Raw genomic sequence first — 14249 nt, forward strand, 5'->3', positions numbered from 1 at the left:
CTACGAGAAAAATTTCGTGGAGCGGGCATGCTTGACAAATCTGGGACGCCATCCGGCCGGTCGGCTGCCGGACGGGGGGACGATGGAGCGCCGAAGAACGGCGCGCAGACCGCTGCCGAACAGGCCTCGCTCACCTATATCAGCGACAGCGAGCCGGGGATCCGGCGCCTGAAGGCGGGCGAAGGCTTTTCCTACAAGGGCGCGAAAGGACAGGCCGTCGGCGCGGCAGCCATTGCCCGCATCAAGGCGCTGGCCATTCCGCCGGCATGGACGGATGTGTGGATCTCGCCCGATCCCGCCGGCCACATCCAGGCGACCGGCCGCGACCAGCGCGGGCGCAAACAGTACCGCTACCATCCGCTGTGGGCCGCCGAGCGCGACGGCGCCAAATACTCCAGCCTTGTCGCCTTTGCCGAAAGCCTGCCGGAGCTGCGCCGCCGGATCGATGCCGATCTGCGCCGCCGTGGCCTGCCGGCCGAGCGCGTCGTGGCGGCAATTGTCTGGCTGCTCGACAACACGATGATCCGGGTCGGCAATGCCGCCTATGCCCGCGACAACAAGAGCTTTGGGCTGACGACGCTGCGCGACCGCCACGTCGACATCAAGGGATCCAGCCTGCGCTTTGCCTTCAAGGGCAAGTCCGGCAAGGAATGGAAATTGAAGCTGGTCGACCGCCGCATCGCCCGGGTCGTGCGCGGCGCGCAGGATATTCCGGGGCAGCAACTGTTCCAATATCTCGACGAGGACGGCGAGAGGCATGGGGTGCGCTCCGACGATGTCAACCGCTATATCCGCGACGCGATCGGCGCCAATTTCAGCTCCAAGCATTTCCGCACCTGGGGCGGTACCATCCATGCCGCGTCGCTGTTTGCGCGGACGGATCTTCCCGAAAGCCAGGCGCAGACCAAGCGTGTAATGAACGCCGTCATCGACAAGGTGGCCGAGCGGCTCGGCAACACACGCGCCGTCTGCCGCAAATGCTACATCCATCCACAGGTTTTCGAAGCCTGGGTGGAAGGGCGGCTGCTTAGCGAAATGACCGAGGCCAACAAGCGCAAGCGATCGATAGACGGTCTCGATGATGAAGAGGCTCTTGTGCTGAGATGGTTGAAGGCAAGCGAAGGCTGACAAAAATGGCGTTTTTGTCGACGCCATGTCGGCATAGGCCCTACTGTTTCGTCCTTTGAGACAGAAAAGGACGTCCCATGCTCTACGCTATCCTCTGCTATGCCTCCGAAGATGTCGTCTCCTCCTGGAGCAAGGCACAGGATGACGAGGTCATGGCAAAGCTCATGCATGTGCAGGAAAAATACGCTCAAGCCGGCCGGCTTGGGCCGGTGGCGCGGCTTTTGCCCACCACCGCCGCGACGACGCTGCGCAAGGTCAAGGGCGAATCGGTCGTCATCGACGGACCGTTTGCCGAGACCAAGGAACAGTTCCTCGGCTTCTACACGCTGGAATGCGCCGATCTCGACGAAGCCGTCGACTTCGCGCGCGAGCTTTCCGAGGTCAATCCCAGCGGCGGATCCTATGAGATCCGACCGGTTTCCGTCTTCAACCCAACCAGAGTAGCCACATGACAGACCTCGCCTGGATAAGCTCGGCGATCAGCGCTGCCCGCCCGCAGGCTATGGGTGCGCTGCTGCGCTATTTCCGCAATCTCGATACGGCGGAGGAAGCTTTCCAGGACGCGTGCCTGAGGGCACTCAAGAACTGGCCGCAGAACGGGCCGCCGCGCGATCCTGCGGCCTGGCTGATCTTTGTCGGCCGCAACACCGGCATCGACGCGGTGCGCAAGCGCGCCAAGCAGGCGCCGATGCCGGAAGAGGACCAGATCTCGGACCTGGAAGATGCCGAGAGCGATATCGCCGAACGGCTGGACGGCGCGCACTACCGCGATGACATATTGCGGCTCTTGTTCATCTGCTGCCATCCGGATCTGCCGCCTACGCAGCAGATCGCGGTGGCGCTGCGCATCGTCTCCGGTCTCACCGTCAAGCAGATCGCGCGTGCGTTCCTGGTCGGCGAAAGCGCCATGGAACAGCGTATCACGCGCGCCAAGGCGCGCATTGCCGATGCCGGCGTGCCGTTCGAGACGCCCGGCGCGGTCGAGCGCTCGGAGCGGCTCGCCGCCGTTGCCGCCATGGTCTATCTGATCTTCAACGAAGGTTATTCCACCAACAGCGGCGAGGCGCCGGCGCGTGCGCCGCTTTGCGAGGAGGCGATCCGGCTGGCGCGCCTGTTGCTGCGGCTGTTCCAGACCGAGCCGGAGATCATGGGCCTGACGGCATTGCTTTTGCTGCAGCATGCGCGCGCGCCGGCCCGCTTCGACGAGAATGGCGAGATCGTGCTGCTCGACGACCAGGACCGCTCGCTGTGGAGCCGCAAGATGATCGACGAAGGCCTGGCGCTGGTCGACAAGGCCCTGCGCCACCAGAAGCCCGGACCCTACCAGGTGCAGGCGGCGATCGCCGCCCTTCATGCGCGGGCGGCAACCCCCGAGGAGACCGACTGGACAGAGATCGACCTGCTCTACAGCCTGCTGGAGGCGATGCAACCTTCGCCGGTGGTGACGCTGAACCGTGCCGTTGCGGTCGCCAAGGTGCGCGGGCCGGAAGCTGCCCTTGCCATGATCGAGCCGCTTGGCGAGAGGCTGTCCGGCTATTTCCACTTCTTCGGCCTCAAGGGCGGTCTGTTGATGCAGCTCGGCCGTGGCGAAGAGGCGCGTGTCGCCTTCGATCGCGCCATTGCGTTGGCCAACACGGCAGCGGAAGCCGCCCATATCCGCATGCATATCGACCGGCTGATGCGAGACGGAGCCGTGAAGGCGCCGGCGAAGACAGCGCACTAAGCCTGTTCCTCCTCTGGCTCAATCGTGCAATCTCGGCTTGGACCATGCCGGGGTGGCGATTTTCCCCTGAAACGAGTAATGGCACGCCATGACAGCGCCTGCGGCATGCGGGCGATAATGGCGCCAAGGCTCGACCGCCGCCCTATGATGGCGAGCGGATCTGAAAGGGACAAAAATGACGATAGCGAAGGAAACGGCCGAACTTCTGGCGAAACTGGGTGTGGCCAAGGACGCGCTGACCGGCGGCGACCTCGTCGTGCGCAGTCCGGTGACGGGTGAACAGATCGCGGCGCTGAAGACGATTTCGCCGGCCGATGCGGCCAAGACCATCGATGCCGCGCACACGGCGTTCCAGGCCTGGCGGATGGTGCCGGGTCCCCGGCGCGGCGAACTGGTGCGGGTGCTCGGCGAGGAGTTGCGCGCGCACAAAACCGAGCTCGGCCGGCTGGTGTCGATCGAGGTCGGCAAGATCCCGTCGGAAGGCCTCGGCGAAGTCCAGGAAATGATCGACATCTGCGATTTCGCCGTCGGCCTTTCCCGCCAGCTCTACGGTCTAACCATCGCCACCGAGCGTCCGGGACATCGCATGATGGAGACCTGGCATCCGCTCGGCGTCGTCGGCGTCATTTCGGCCTTCAACTTCCCGGTCGCGGTGTGGTCGTGGAACGCGGCGCTCGCGCTGGTCTGCGGCGACGCCGTGGTGTGGAAGCCCTCGGAAAAGACGCCGCTGACGGCGCTCGCCTGCGAGGCGATTTTTGCCGGCGCGGTCAAGCGCTTCGGCGCAGATGCGCCGCAGGGCCTGGCACCGGTGCTGATTGGCGACCGCTCCGTCGGCGAGATCCTGGTCGACCACCCGAAGGTGGCGCTGGTTTCGGCCACCGGCTCGACCCGCATGGGCCGGGATGTCGGCCCGCGTCTGGCCAAGCGCTTTGCCCGCGCCGTGCTCGAACTCGGCGGCAACAATGCCGGCATCGTCTGCCCGACCGCCGATCTCGACATGGCGCTGCGCGCCATCGCCTTTGGCGCCATGGGCACCGCCGGCCAGCGCTGCACGACGCTGCGGCGCCTGTTCGTGCATGACAGCGTCTATGACGCGCTGCTGCCGCGGCTGAAGAAGGCCTATGAGAGCGTCTCGGTCGGCAATCCGCTGGAGACGTCTTCGCTCGTCGGGCCGCTGATCGACAAGGCGGCCTTCGACGCCATGCAGAAGGCGCTCAAGGAAGCCACCGCTCACGGCGGCAAGCTGACCGGCGGTTCGCGGGTCGAGAATGGCCATCCCGATGCCTATTACGTGCATCCGGCGCTGGTCGAAATGCCGAAGCAGGTGGCTCCTGTCACCGAAGAAACCTTCGCGCCGATCCTCTACGTGATGAAATATTCCGATTTCGATGCCGTGCTCGACGAGCACAATGCGGTCGGCGCCGGACTGTCGTCGTCGATCTTCACCCGCGACCTGCAGGAATCCGAGCGCTTCCTCGGCGTCGATGGTTCGGATTGCGGCATCGCCAACGTCAACATCGGCACGTCGGGCGCCGAGATCGGCGGCGCCTTCGGCGGCGAGAAGGAAACCGGCGGCGGGCGCGAGAGCGGCTCCGATGCCTGGAAGGCCTATATGCGCCGCGCCACCAACACGGTGAACTATTCCAAGGCGCTGCCGCTGGCGCAGGGCGTGTCATTCGACATCGATTGAGATGCTGCGCCCGGCTTTTGACCAGTTGATCCACCCGAACCCGTCGGGCGGATCGCTGCCGCTCGCGCGGATCGTTCCGCTTTCAGGCTTCGCCCCCGCTGTCCAGATGTCCGTATCCCGACGGCGGAAAGGCCACCTCGGCCATGCGCCCGGACGGGTCCTCGCGGTCGGCACGATCGGCTGCGCAACAGCGTCTGCGCCGAACGTTCAGCCAGCGTGCGGCGACGCCGGTCGGCAGGCCTCGAACGCGGCATCGATGACGGCAAGCTTGGCGGCCTGCACGGTCATGTATTCCTGGTAGAAGCTGTTGGACACCCACATCACCGAATGCCCGCGCCGGCCCAGCCAGCCGACGCTGCCGAGCTTTTCGGCGTCGCGCAATTTGCGCGCAAGATGGGTGCGCGAGAGTTTTAGCCAACTGGCGAATTCGCCGATCGAAACCACGCTGGTCGGGATCCGGTCGAGGGCGGCATTGTCGGGATCGATGCCGGACATCAGCCAATCCATGACGATGCCGCCATTGTTGAGCCAGATGAACAGCGAAAACGTCTGCTTGGGCTCACGCACTGGGTTGGAGGAGAGCAGGCCTTCCGCCACCAGCGGCTGCAGCCTGGAAATCATGCCGTGCTGCTCGAGAAAGGCGGCGAGGCGGCTGCCGCTGTCGAGACCGTCGAGCGTGCGCAGATGCGCAACCACCCAGCCGTCGAATTCCTTCAGCGTCGCTGCCGTCACCTGAAAGGGATGGGCTCGTCCATCACCGGTGTGCGGCAGGTATTCGATGATGTGATAGTATAGCATCTCCTTGATGAAGGCTTCGGCCGTGTTGCGGCTAGCGACGGAATAGTGAAGCACGGCATCGATGAAGCGGGCCAGTGTCAGTTCCGTGCGGGGATCGCGCGGGTCGCGGGCGAAATGCAGGGCTAGGCCGGTGTGAGCCAGCAACCAGCGCTGTTGCGTGGCGAACACGGCGGCCAGGCGTGGGCTCGTTTCATAGATATGCAGCAACGCCTTCGACTGCGCCTCGACATGACGGTGCAGCGCCGGATGGCCGGCAATATATTCGAAATTCAGCGCCATCCTCCTCGTCCTCCGGCCAGCCCCCCGGCAGCGAAGACGTGCAATCACATTTCCAGCCTTAGCCGCCCGTGTCCGGCCATGCCAACCCGGACAAAAGGCCTAGAGCGATCAACCGTTCTACAGACACGTTGAAACCCCCGTCATCTCTTGATTTCGAGGCAAATTGCTTGAGAAGCGCCGCGCGCTTCTGCAGAGAAAACCGTGTCACACTTTTTTGGAAACGCTCTGGTCCGTTCGCGCCTAGGGCGTGTCGGAAAACGCTAAGCCATTGCAACCGTTGAAAAACCTACCGCAATAATAGTCAGCCCGGCAGCCTGCGGTTGAATTTGCCTTAAGATCGCCAGCACGTTGCGCGCGGTCCGTTTGTATCCAGGCGGTTCGCCACGTCGGAGCGCCTGGGCTATCGTTCCGGCTATTACGGCCGCAAGCGCGAGGTGATGGAGAGCCATCGCGTCCTAGCCACCAAGACCACATCGTGGCAAACTTCTTGTTAACCACATGCTCGGTGAAATTATCGGATTAACCCCAGATGCCACTATCGAGGTTATGTTCCGTACCTTAGCGTTCAATATGAGTTCAAGGGATGTGTGGATTCGGGGGTTATTTCGGGTCAATCCGGGATGCGGAAGCTTTGCTCACGCACATGGTAGCCGCAATTGCCCATCGTGGGCCGGATGAGCAAGGGAAATTCGTAGCACCCGATGCCGGGCTCGGGCATGCGCGGCTGTCGGTGATCGGCATCGGCGATGGCCAGCAACCGATGTCCGACGAGGCCGGCAATTTGACGATTGCGTTCAACGGCGAGATTTTCAACTACATAGAACTGCGCGAAGGGCTGATCGCCAAGGGCCGGCACTTTCGGACGTCGAGCGACACAGAGGTCATCCTTCAGCTCTATGAGGAGATGGGCGAAGACTGCTTGTCTCTCCTGAACGGTGATTTCGCCTTGGCGATATGGGACAATCGGCAGCGACGAATGGTGCTTGCACGAGACCGGATGGGTGTCCGGCCGCTCTTCTACACAAGTAAGGACGGGGTGCTTTACTTTGCCTCGGAGATCAAAGCCCTGTTGAAGGTCCCGGGTGTCTCCGCTGAAATTGATCCGATTGCGCTGGATCAGATCTTTACGCTGTGGGCGCCGATCGCTCCGCGCACGGCGTTCCGCAATATCCACGAGTTGGAACCGGCAAGTGTGATGATCGCGACGCAGGGGCAGGTCACGGTCAGACGATACTGGCACCTGGACTATCCGCATCGTGATGAGCCGTCGAAGATCACGAACGAGGACCACGCGGCAGAGGAGTTGCAAGCCCTTCTGACCGATGCGGTGAGGCTTCGCATGCGGGCCGACGTGCCGGTCGGTTCCTATCTTTCCGGAGGGCTCGATTCGTCGCTCGTTTCGGCGCTTGCCGCCGGCATGACTCCTCGGAGACTGGAGACATTTTCCGTAACCTTCGACAGCGCCGAGCATGACGAAAGCGCCTTTCAGACCGAAATGGCCTCGGCGCTCGGCACGCGCCACCACGCCATAGAATGCGGCGCCCGCGATATCGCCAGCGTCTTTCCTGAGGTCATCCGCTTTGCCGAGCGGCCGATCATCCGCACGGCGCCAGCGCCACTCTACAAATTGTCCGCCCTGGTTCGCCAGGCCGGCCTGAAGGTGGTGCTGACGGGTGAAGGCGCCGACGAGGTCTTCGCCGGTTACGACGTCTTCAAGGAGGCGCGTGTCCGCCGGTTCTGCGGGCGGCAGCCCACATCGCGCATGAGGCCGCAGCTGTTCCGCCGGCTTTACCCGTATCTGCCGGGCCTGCAACAGCAATCGGTGGAGTATCTGGCTGCCTTCTTCGGCACCAGCAACGCTGCCCTCGACGATCCGCTGTTCTCGCATCGGCCACGCTTCAAGACCACGGCGGCGGCGAAAATCTTCTTTTCCGGCGACCTGCGCGCGACGTTGAAGGGTTATGACGCAGCTGAAGAGCTGACCAGCCGCCTACCCGAGGCGTTTTCCCTATGGCATCCGCTGCATCAGGCGCAATATCTCGAAACCCGCTTCCTCCTGCCCGGCTACATCCTCTCCAGCCAAGGCGATCGGATGGCCATGGCGCACGGCATCGAAGGGCGGTTTCCTTTCCTGGATCATCGCGTGGTAGAGTTCGCGGCAAGACTTCCGCCGGAGATGAAACTGAAAGGCTTGATGGAGAAGCACATATTGCGCAAGGTGGCCAGGCACCACCTTCCGGCGGCGATCGGTAAACGCACCAAGCAACCTTACCGCGCCCCGGAGGCCCGCTCCTTCGTCGGGGCGGAGGAACTAGACTATGTTCGTGACTGCCTGGGCGAGGCGAGCATTACCGCCGGCGGCCTGTTCAACGCCAAGGCGGTGGCCAAGCTCCACGAGAAATGCCGCATGGAGACCGCGACCGGATTTCGCGACAACGCCGCCTTCGTCGGCATTCTGTCGACGCAGCTGTGGCAGAAGAATTTCGCCGGCCAAGCGGTCGGCGCGGCAAGAGCGGCCTGAGACGGCGAGGAAAAGGAAAGACACGATGACGGCAATCAAGGACAGGGTCAGAAGCTTTATCGTCGACAACTTCCTGTTCGGCGACACCTCCTACAAACTGTCGGATTCAGCCTCGCTGATCGAGAACGACATTATCGACTCGACTGCGGTGCTTGAGCTGGTGGCCTTCATCGAGGACAATTTCGGCATCGCGATGGTGGATGCCGACATCGTTCCGACCAACCTGGACTCGCTTGACCGCATCTCGTCCTTCATCGAGGCGAGAGCACAAACGCTGGCAGCGTAAGCGCCAACGGCGAGGAACGTCCCGTGCGGATCGAGCATTTTCTGGTGGCGAAGGCTGCTGCCCACCCGGCCAAGACGGCATTGGTCACCAGGGGCAAAAGGCTGAGCTACGAAGAACTCGACGACCTTTCGAGCCGGCTGGCCACCGCTCTCTTCATGAATGGGATCAGGCGCGACGACCGCGTTCTGATCTTCATGGACAATTGCTGGGAGGCCGCCGTATCGATCTTTGCCGCACTCAAGGCAGGTGCGACCTTCAGTCCGATCAACCCCTCCACAAAGGCCGACAAGCTCGGTTACGTCATCGCCGATTGCGACGCCAGGGCGGTCCTGACGCAGGCGAAGCTGGTGCCCGTGGTCACCGAAGCCTGCGCATCGCAAGGCAAGACCGGCATCTTCGTGGCTTCCACCCCTGGGGCCGATGGGCAATGCCCGGCAGGGGCCGCGTCCCTGACTGACTGCCTGACGTTCGATGGCGCGGAGGTGAACCATCGCGGCATCGACGTCGACCTTGCGATGCTGATCTACACGTCAGGTTCGACCGGCCGGCCCAAGGGTGTGATGATGACGCATCGCAATTGCGACGCTGCCGCGGGGTCGATCGCCACCTATCTGCGCAACGCGCCGGACGACATCATCCTGAACGTCCTCCCGCTTGCCTTCGACTATGGCCTCTATCAGTTGCTGATGGCAGTCAGGCTCGGGGCCACGCTGGTGCTCGAGAAGTCCTTCGCCTTCCCGCACGAGATCTTCGAACGCATCCGCAAAGAGGGCGTCACCGGCCTTCCGCTGGTGCCTACCATGGCGGCGATGATCCTGCAGATGCGTGATCTGGCGCCGGGTTTCCTGCCCAGCCTCCGCTATATTTCCAACACCGCGGCCGCCTTGCCGCCAGCCCACATAGAACGCCTGCGCTCGCTGCTGCCCGGCGTCCGGATCTATTCGATGTATGGGCTGACCGAATGCAAGCGCTGCACCTATTTGCCACCCGAGGAACTTGACCGCCGGCCAGGGTCGGTCGGCATAGCCATCCCCAACACGGAAGCCTTTGTCGTCGACGACCTTGGACAACGCGTGCCGGCGGGCGTGGCAGGTGAGCTCGTTATCCGCGGTCCGCACGTCATGCAGGGCTATTGGCGCAACCAGGCCGCGACGGAACGAGCGCTCCGGCCGGGGCCTAACCCTTGGGAAAAGGTGCTCTATACGGGCGACCTGTTCCAGACCGACGAGGACGGCTTTCTCTATTTTGTCGGGCGTAAGGACGATATCATCAAGACGCGTGGCGAGAAGGTCGCCCCCAAGGAAGTGGAGGCAGTGCTCCACGCCCATCCAGGTATCGCGGAAGCGGTGGTCGTCGGCGTGCCGGATCCGGTGCTGGGGCATGCGATTGGCGCGCTCGTCGTGCGGTCCGATCCGGCGCTTGGCGGAAAGGACATCATTCGTCACTGCGCGCGGCACCTGGAGGATTTCATGGTCCCCAAAATCATAGAGTTCCGCAGCGAATTACCGAAGACGGAGTCGGGCAAGGTCAGCCGCCGGCTCGCGGCTGAGATGATGGAGGCCGAGCAATGAACATCGGCTCAACCCAGGATGCGCCGGCCTTCACGCAAGCCCTGGTCATCGATCCCGCCGCCGAAACGGACAGGATCGTGGCGGCCCTGCGCGAGCAGTTGCGCGGCATTCGCAAGCGCGGCCTCGTGCTCGGTCTTTCGGGCGGTATAGATTCCAGCGTTTCGGCTGCATTGGCCGCGCGTGCCGTCGGCCACCAGAATGTGCTGTGCGTCCTCATGCCGGAAAGCGATTCCGACCCCGAAAGCCTGCGACTCGGCCATCTGGTCGCCGACACTTTCGGCGTCGAGGCCGTTGTGGAGGATATCGGGCCGACCCTGCGGGCAATGGGCTGCTATGAACGCCGCGACGCCTTCATCCGCGAAATGGTCCCGGACTATGGCAAGGGCTGGGCCTCGAAGATCGTGATCGCGAACGTGCTCGAAGGCGAGGGCTACAACATCTCCTCGCTGGTGGTGCAGGACCCGCAAGGCAAGCAGACGAAACTGCGGATGCCGGTGGCGGTCTATCTCGGCATCGTTGCCGCCACCAACATGAAGCAGCGCACCCGCAAGCAGATCGAATATTATCATGCCGACCGGCTGAACTTCGCCGTGCTCGGCACACCGAACCGGCTGGAATACGATCAGGGGTTCTTCGTCAAGAACGGCGACGGCGCCGCCGACGTCAAGCCGATCGCGCATCTCTACAAGACGCAGGTCTATGCGCTAGCCGCCTATCTCGGCATTCCGGAAGAGGTCCGCAACCGGCCGCCGACCACCGACACCTACTCGCTGGCGCAGACGCAGGAAGAATTCTACTTCTCCCTGCCTTACGATCGGATGGATCTGTGTCTCTACGGCCTCAACAACGGCGTGTCCGCCGAGGTGGTAGGGCAAGCGGCGGGATTGACCGCCTCACAGATCGAACGCGTCTGGGCCGACATCGCCGCCAAGCGAAAGGCAACGCGCTATCTGCACCTGCGCCCGCAGCTCGTTGACGGCGTGGACGAAGTCGGCTCCTGACCTATGCATATCGAGCAAAAGTGATCCGGTCTTGCGATACGACATGCATGAAAGAAATACTGAGCTCTTGTCTTTACGCAATTCCGGACGGAAAGCCGCGCACCCTTTCCTGGAATTGCTGTAGGCGGAACGCTTCAGGTGAAGCGGCCGCCGATCAACTGGCTCCACTGCTCGCCCGCAAGCCCGTTCAGAAAGACCTGCGCGTTCTTCATGGCATCGAGAAGCTCGGGATCGCGTGAATGCACGACGGTCGAGGCGACCGGTATGAAGGCTATGCGTCTTACAAGCATGGCGTCTAGAAGCGCGGGCTGGACGCGGCCGCGCAAGCCGGAGACACCGCGCCGGGCGGCATGCTCGACCAGGCAATCGATCACCGGCCCGGCCTGGCCGGGAAGAGCGAGGACCTGCAGCACGCGGCCGATCCCGTCCGGTCGCGCGTAATAGGCGAAAGCGCCGACATTGGCGCCGTTCGGCGATGCCACCGACACGTAGACAAGCTCTCCGAAATCCGGCTTTTGCGCCGCATCGCCCAGAATATGGTTGAGCTGACCTTCCGCCCACTGCGGACGTAGCGGAAATTGGGCGCAAAGCGGCTCCAGCAGCCCCGCAAAGCTGCCGCTGTCGATCTCGGAGGTCCGAAATGCCCCCCGGCTCGATGCGTTGGCGACGACGCCGGTCCAGCGTCGTTGACTGCCCTTCATTTTGCGAAGGTAGAGCCGGTCGACGATCCGGGCGAGCGGGTTGAACATCCAGGCAAGCTTCATGTGATTGGCAAAAAGGCTGAGCATGAAGGTCGCCGGCCGCATCACGCGAACCCAGTCAAGACTGTATTGCGGCAGCACAACGCCGCGAAGCCGCGTCCACAGTTTCACGGACGTATCATTGGCGGTTTCGCTGAAGGAGATGTCCTGCGGACCATCGAGGAAGGCCTTCAACAGGCGGGCACCGGCCATCGGATCGGTCTCGTGATCCTCGACCATCAGCGAGCTGCAGATGGCAGCGTAGAGCTGCCGGCCGTTGAATTTCATTGGCAGCGCATGAACGCCGACGAAGCCGGAAACCTGGCCGGCGTCATTGACATGGACAAGCGAACGGAGCCCGCTGCCCCAGTCGGGTGCGTCCAGATAAAACCGCCTCATGTAATCGACGAGGGAGGCCGGCGCTGGCCCCCGCTTCTTGCGCAGCATGCGTTGAAACATGCCCGCGACGGCCGCAAGGTCGGCCTGATCGAGGGCGCGGACGACGCTCACGCCGGGCTCCCGGTTCCGGGAACCCGGCCACCATGTTTGCGCGCCATGGCGACACGGGGCTGGCCGTCGGCCGTCACGGCAAAGGTTGGGGTTTCGTAGGATTTCGTTCTCGATAAAAGGGTTGCTATCTGCCGATCTTGACCTTCGCCGAACTCAAATAGCAGCCATCCGCCTGGCTTGAGGAAAGCTGCGGCATCCCGGACCAGCCTTTGGAGGATCGAAATACCGTAAGGGCCGCCGTCGAAAGCTTCCCGAGGTTCGTTCTCCAACAGATGCGCGCTTTCGCTATCGAGACGGGATGAGGAAATATAGGGCGGGTTGCACACGACCATGTCGGCAGCGCCGTGGAGGCCGTCACCCTTGATCGCGGCAAATAGGTCGCCTTGCCGGACCTTGATCCTGTCCTGCAGGGCGAGGCGCACAACATTGCGGCGGGCAAGCGAAACCGTGCTGTCGGTCAGGTCCGCGGCCCATGCCCGAGACCGAGGACATTCGCTGACGATGCCCACGGCAAGATTGCCGCTGCCGCAGCACATGTCGATCAGGATGGTTTCGTGCGCCTGTTCGCCAAGAATGGCCGCGGCCGTCCGGCCAAGCAGTTCCGTTTCGGCTCGCGGCACCAGAACGTCAGGCGCGAGTTCCAGCTCAACCCGCATGAAGCGGTGCAATCGCGGCCAATTGCGATCGTTTGCACGGCCGGCAGGAAGGCTGTGATGCTGCGGCAAGGAAAATCCCTATCCTGAGGATAAAACGCGGGTTCCCTGTTGTTACCAACTCCGGGTAAATTGATGTTAAAGATCATGATTGGATTGGGAGTAACCGGCCTATGTTGGCGGCGTCCTGTCCCATCAATGGCGAATTCCTGTGCCGCCGCAAGCCGATCCATGCGCTAATTCAGAGCAACGCCTCGTACCGGTCTCCGATCTTTTCAATTTCGAAAACCGCCGCCCTGCTTTTCAGGATCGCGGCGGTTGTCGGCTGGTCGAGCATTCTGGCCATCGCCACTGCCAGGGCCCCGGCATCGCCGACCGGCACCAGGGCGCCGACGCGGCCGTCATCAAGTATTTCGCGCGGGCCGTGCGGCGCGTCCGTGGAGACCACCGGAATCCCCGCTGCCATGGCCTCGACCAGAACATTGCCGAAGCCCTCGCTGGTCGATGATAGGACGAACAAGTCAGCTACGGCGTAGCAGGCCGCCGGATCATTGACATAGCCCGCAAACAGAACGTCTGCGCCGATACCGGATTCTTCGGCATAGGCGCGCAGCTCGTCGGCCAGCGGACCCTCGCCGAAGATGACAAGCCGGGCCCGGCGGCCGGCGCGCAGCACAGCGAAGGCCCGCAGCAACGTCCAATGATCCTTAACGGGCACCAGGCGTCCGGCGGTGATGATGACGGGGCCGTCGCCCATCGCCGCGAGCTCTGCCTGCCAGGCGTAGGAGCGTTGCTGGGATGCCGCAGCCGGCGGCAGCGGGTTGTTGATCACCACGACCTTGGATTTCGGGAAGCCTCGGGCCACAAGATCGCCGCCGACACCTTCAGAAACCGCGATGGCCCTGGTGGCGCGGGCCGCAACCAGGGCCGAAAGCCAGACCGCCATTTTCGCGCCAAGGCTGCCGGAAGGCAATGAGGCGGCGGCGTGGAAACTCGGGAAGAACCGCGCCCTGCTTCGCGCGAGGGAAAGCGCCAGCGCCACGACCAGATTGGCGAATTCCGGGGCGCTGTAGATCGCGTCGGGAGAAACGCGGCCAAGCAGGCCCGCGCTTCGCACGATGCCTTTCAATGTCGCCCACTTGCCATAACCCTCGCCGCGAATGGGGAGGCCGAAATCGACCAGATGTACGGCAGGCGAAAGCAGGGCGGCATTGGGCCCCTGCGCGTTCCAGGTAAAAAGCGTGACGTTGTGGCCGCGCGATGCCAGTTCGTTCGCCATCAGGACGAATACACGCTCGGCGCCGCCGCCCCTGAGGCTGGCAATGTGAAAGACAATCCGCTTCGCCATT

General features: G+C 63.1%; 12 protein-coding genes. 8 read left to right on the top strand and 4 right to left on the bottom strand.

The features are described 5' to 3' along the window. Positions 1-27 precede the first annotated feature (27 nt). The 4 genes from NKK50_RS08320 (at position 28) to amaB (ending at position 4541) form a co-directional block, all read left to right on the top strand. A complete protein-coding gene (locus tag NKK50_RS08320) occupies positions 28-1128 on the top strand; it encodes a DNA topoisomerase IB (protein WP_023744241.1) in 1101 nt (366 codons plus the stop codon). A 77-nt stretch (positions 1129-1205) separates the two neighbouring features. Further along, on the top strand, positions 1206-1580 hold the full coding sequence (locus tag NKK50_RS08325) for a YciI family protein (protein WP_023671781.1): 375 nt from the start codon (positions 1206-1208) through the stop codon (positions 1578-1580). Then, a complete protein-coding gene (locus NKK50_RS08330; RefSeq protein ID WP_023707663.1) occupies positions 1577-2851 on the top strand; it encodes an RNA polymerase sigma factor in 1275 nt (424 codons plus the stop codon). Before NKK50_RS08325 ends, NKK50_RS08330 begins: the two co-directional genes overlap by 4 nt. 175 nt (positions 2852-3026) lie before the next feature. Beyond that, the gene (gene amaB, locus NKK50_RS08335) at positions 3027-4541 is read left to right on the top strand and encodes an L-piperidine-6-carboxylate dehydrogenase (protein ID WP_023744242.1); all 1515 of its coding nucleotides are present in this window, start codon (positions 3027-3029) and stop codon (positions 4539-4541) included. Positions 4542-4748: 207 nt separating this feature from the next. Here amaB and NKK50_RS08340 read toward each other — a convergent pair whose 3' ends face one another. Continuing rightward, positions 4749-5618 (bottom strand): hypothetical protein, encoded by an 870-nt coding sequence (locus NKK50_RS08340; protein WP_023828185.1) that lies wholly within the window; start codon positions 5616-5618, stop codon positions 4749-4751. 583 nt (positions 5619-6201) lie between these two features. Between NKK50_RS08340 and asnB the strand changes: the two genes are divergently transcribed. From asnB to nadE, 4 genes are read left to right on the top strand one after another with little or no spacing between them, the layout of a single operon-like run. After that, entirely contained in the window at positions 6202-8139 is a 1938-nt protein-coding gene (asnB, locus tag NKK50_RS08345) for an asparagine synthase (glutamine-hydrolyzing) (protein ID WP_352543255.1), read from the top strand. A 25-nt stretch (positions 8140-8164) separates the two neighbouring features. Continuing rightward, positions 8165-8425 carry an acyl carrier protein gene (locus tag NKK50_RS08350; protein WP_023686311.1) on the top strand — a complete coding sequence of 87 codons (261 nt, stop codon included), beginning with the start codon at positions 8165-8167 and terminating at the stop codon, positions 8423-8425. A gap of 23 nt (positions 8426-8448) precedes the next feature. After that, a complete protein-coding gene (locus NKK50_RS08355) occupies positions 8449-9996 on the top strand; it encodes a class I adenylate-forming enzyme family protein (RefSeq protein WP_023686310.1) in 1548 nt (515 codons plus the stop codon). After that, positions 9993-10997, top strand: coding sequence for an NAD(+) synthase (gene nadE / locus NKK50_RS08360; protein WP_023710993.1), 1005 nt, complete (start codon positions 9993-9995; stop codon positions 10995-10997). The genes NKK50_RS08355 and nadE overlap by 4 nt, the downstream gene beginning before the upstream one ends. 134 nt (positions 10998-11131) lie before the next feature. Here the strand turns inward: nadE and NKK50_RS08365 are convergent, their stop codons facing one another. The 3 genes from NKK50_RS08365 to NKK50_RS08375 form a co-directional block, all read right to left on the bottom strand. Beyond that, a complete protein-coding gene (locus NKK50_RS08365) occupies positions 11132-12247 on the bottom strand; it encodes a hypothetical protein (protein ID WP_023696870.1) in 1116 nt (371 codons plus the stop codon). After that, positions 12244-12972: a N5-glutamine methyltransferase family protein gene (locus tag NKK50_RS08370; protein ID WP_502896476.1), complete on the bottom strand. Its 729-nt coding sequence runs from the start codon at positions 12970-12972 to the stop codon at positions 12244-12246. The genes NKK50_RS08365 and NKK50_RS08370 overlap by 4 nt, the downstream gene beginning before the upstream one ends. Before the next feature lie 169 nt (positions 12973-13141). After that, positions 13142-14248 (bottom strand): glycosyltransferase, encoded by a 1107-nt coding sequence (locus NKK50_RS08375; RefSeq protein WP_352543257.1) that lies wholly within the window; start codon positions 14246-14248, stop codon positions 13142-13144. Between the last annotated feature and the right edge of the window lies 1 nt (position 14249).

This window comes from Mesorhizobium sp. M0001 (assembly GCF_040324255.1).
In the GTDB taxonomy this organism is placed as follows: domain Bacteria; phylum Pseudomonadota; class Alphaproteobacteria; order Rhizobiales; family Rhizobiaceae; genus Mesorhizobium.

What these genes read in the sequence shown, in the direction of transcription:
- asnB (WP_352543255.1), top strand. Translation starts at nt 6,202, where the DNA reads ATGTGTGGATTCGGGGGTTATTTCGGGTCAATCCGGGATGCGGAAGCT.
- NKK50_RS08375 (WP_352543257.1), bottom strand. Translation starts at nt 14,248, where the DNA reads ATGGCGAAGCGGATTGTCTTTCACATTGCCAGCCTCAGGGGCGGCGGC.
- NKK50_RS08330 (WP_023707663.1), top strand. Translation starts at nt 1,577, where the DNA reads ATGACAGACCTCGCCTGGATAAGCTCGGCGATCAGCGCTGCCCGCCCG.
- NKK50_RS08325 (WP_023671781.1), top strand. Translation starts at nt 1,206, where the DNA reads ATGCTCTACGCTATCCTCTGCTATGCCTCCGAAGATGTCGTCTCCTCC.
- NKK50_RS08340 (WP_023828185.1), bottom strand. Translation starts at nt 5,618, where the DNA reads ATGGCGCTGAATTTCGAATATATTGCCGGCCATCCGGCGCTGCACCGT.
- NKK50_RS08350 (WP_023686311.1), top strand. Translation starts at nt 8,165, where the DNA reads ATGACGGCAATCAAGGACAGGGTCAGAAGCTTTATCGTCGACAACTTC.
- nadE (WP_023710993.1), top strand. Translation starts at nt 9,993, where the DNA reads ATGAACATCGGCTCAACCCAGGATGCGCCGGCCTTCACGCAAGCCCTG.
- NKK50_RS08320 (WP_023744241.1), top strand. Translation starts at nt 28, where the DNA reads ATGCTTGACAAATCTGGGACGCCATCCGGCCGGTCGGCTGCCGGACGG.
- amaB (WP_023744242.1), top strand. Translation starts at nt 3,027, where the DNA reads ATGACGATAGCGAAGGAAACGGCCGAACTTCTGGCGAAACTGGGTGTG.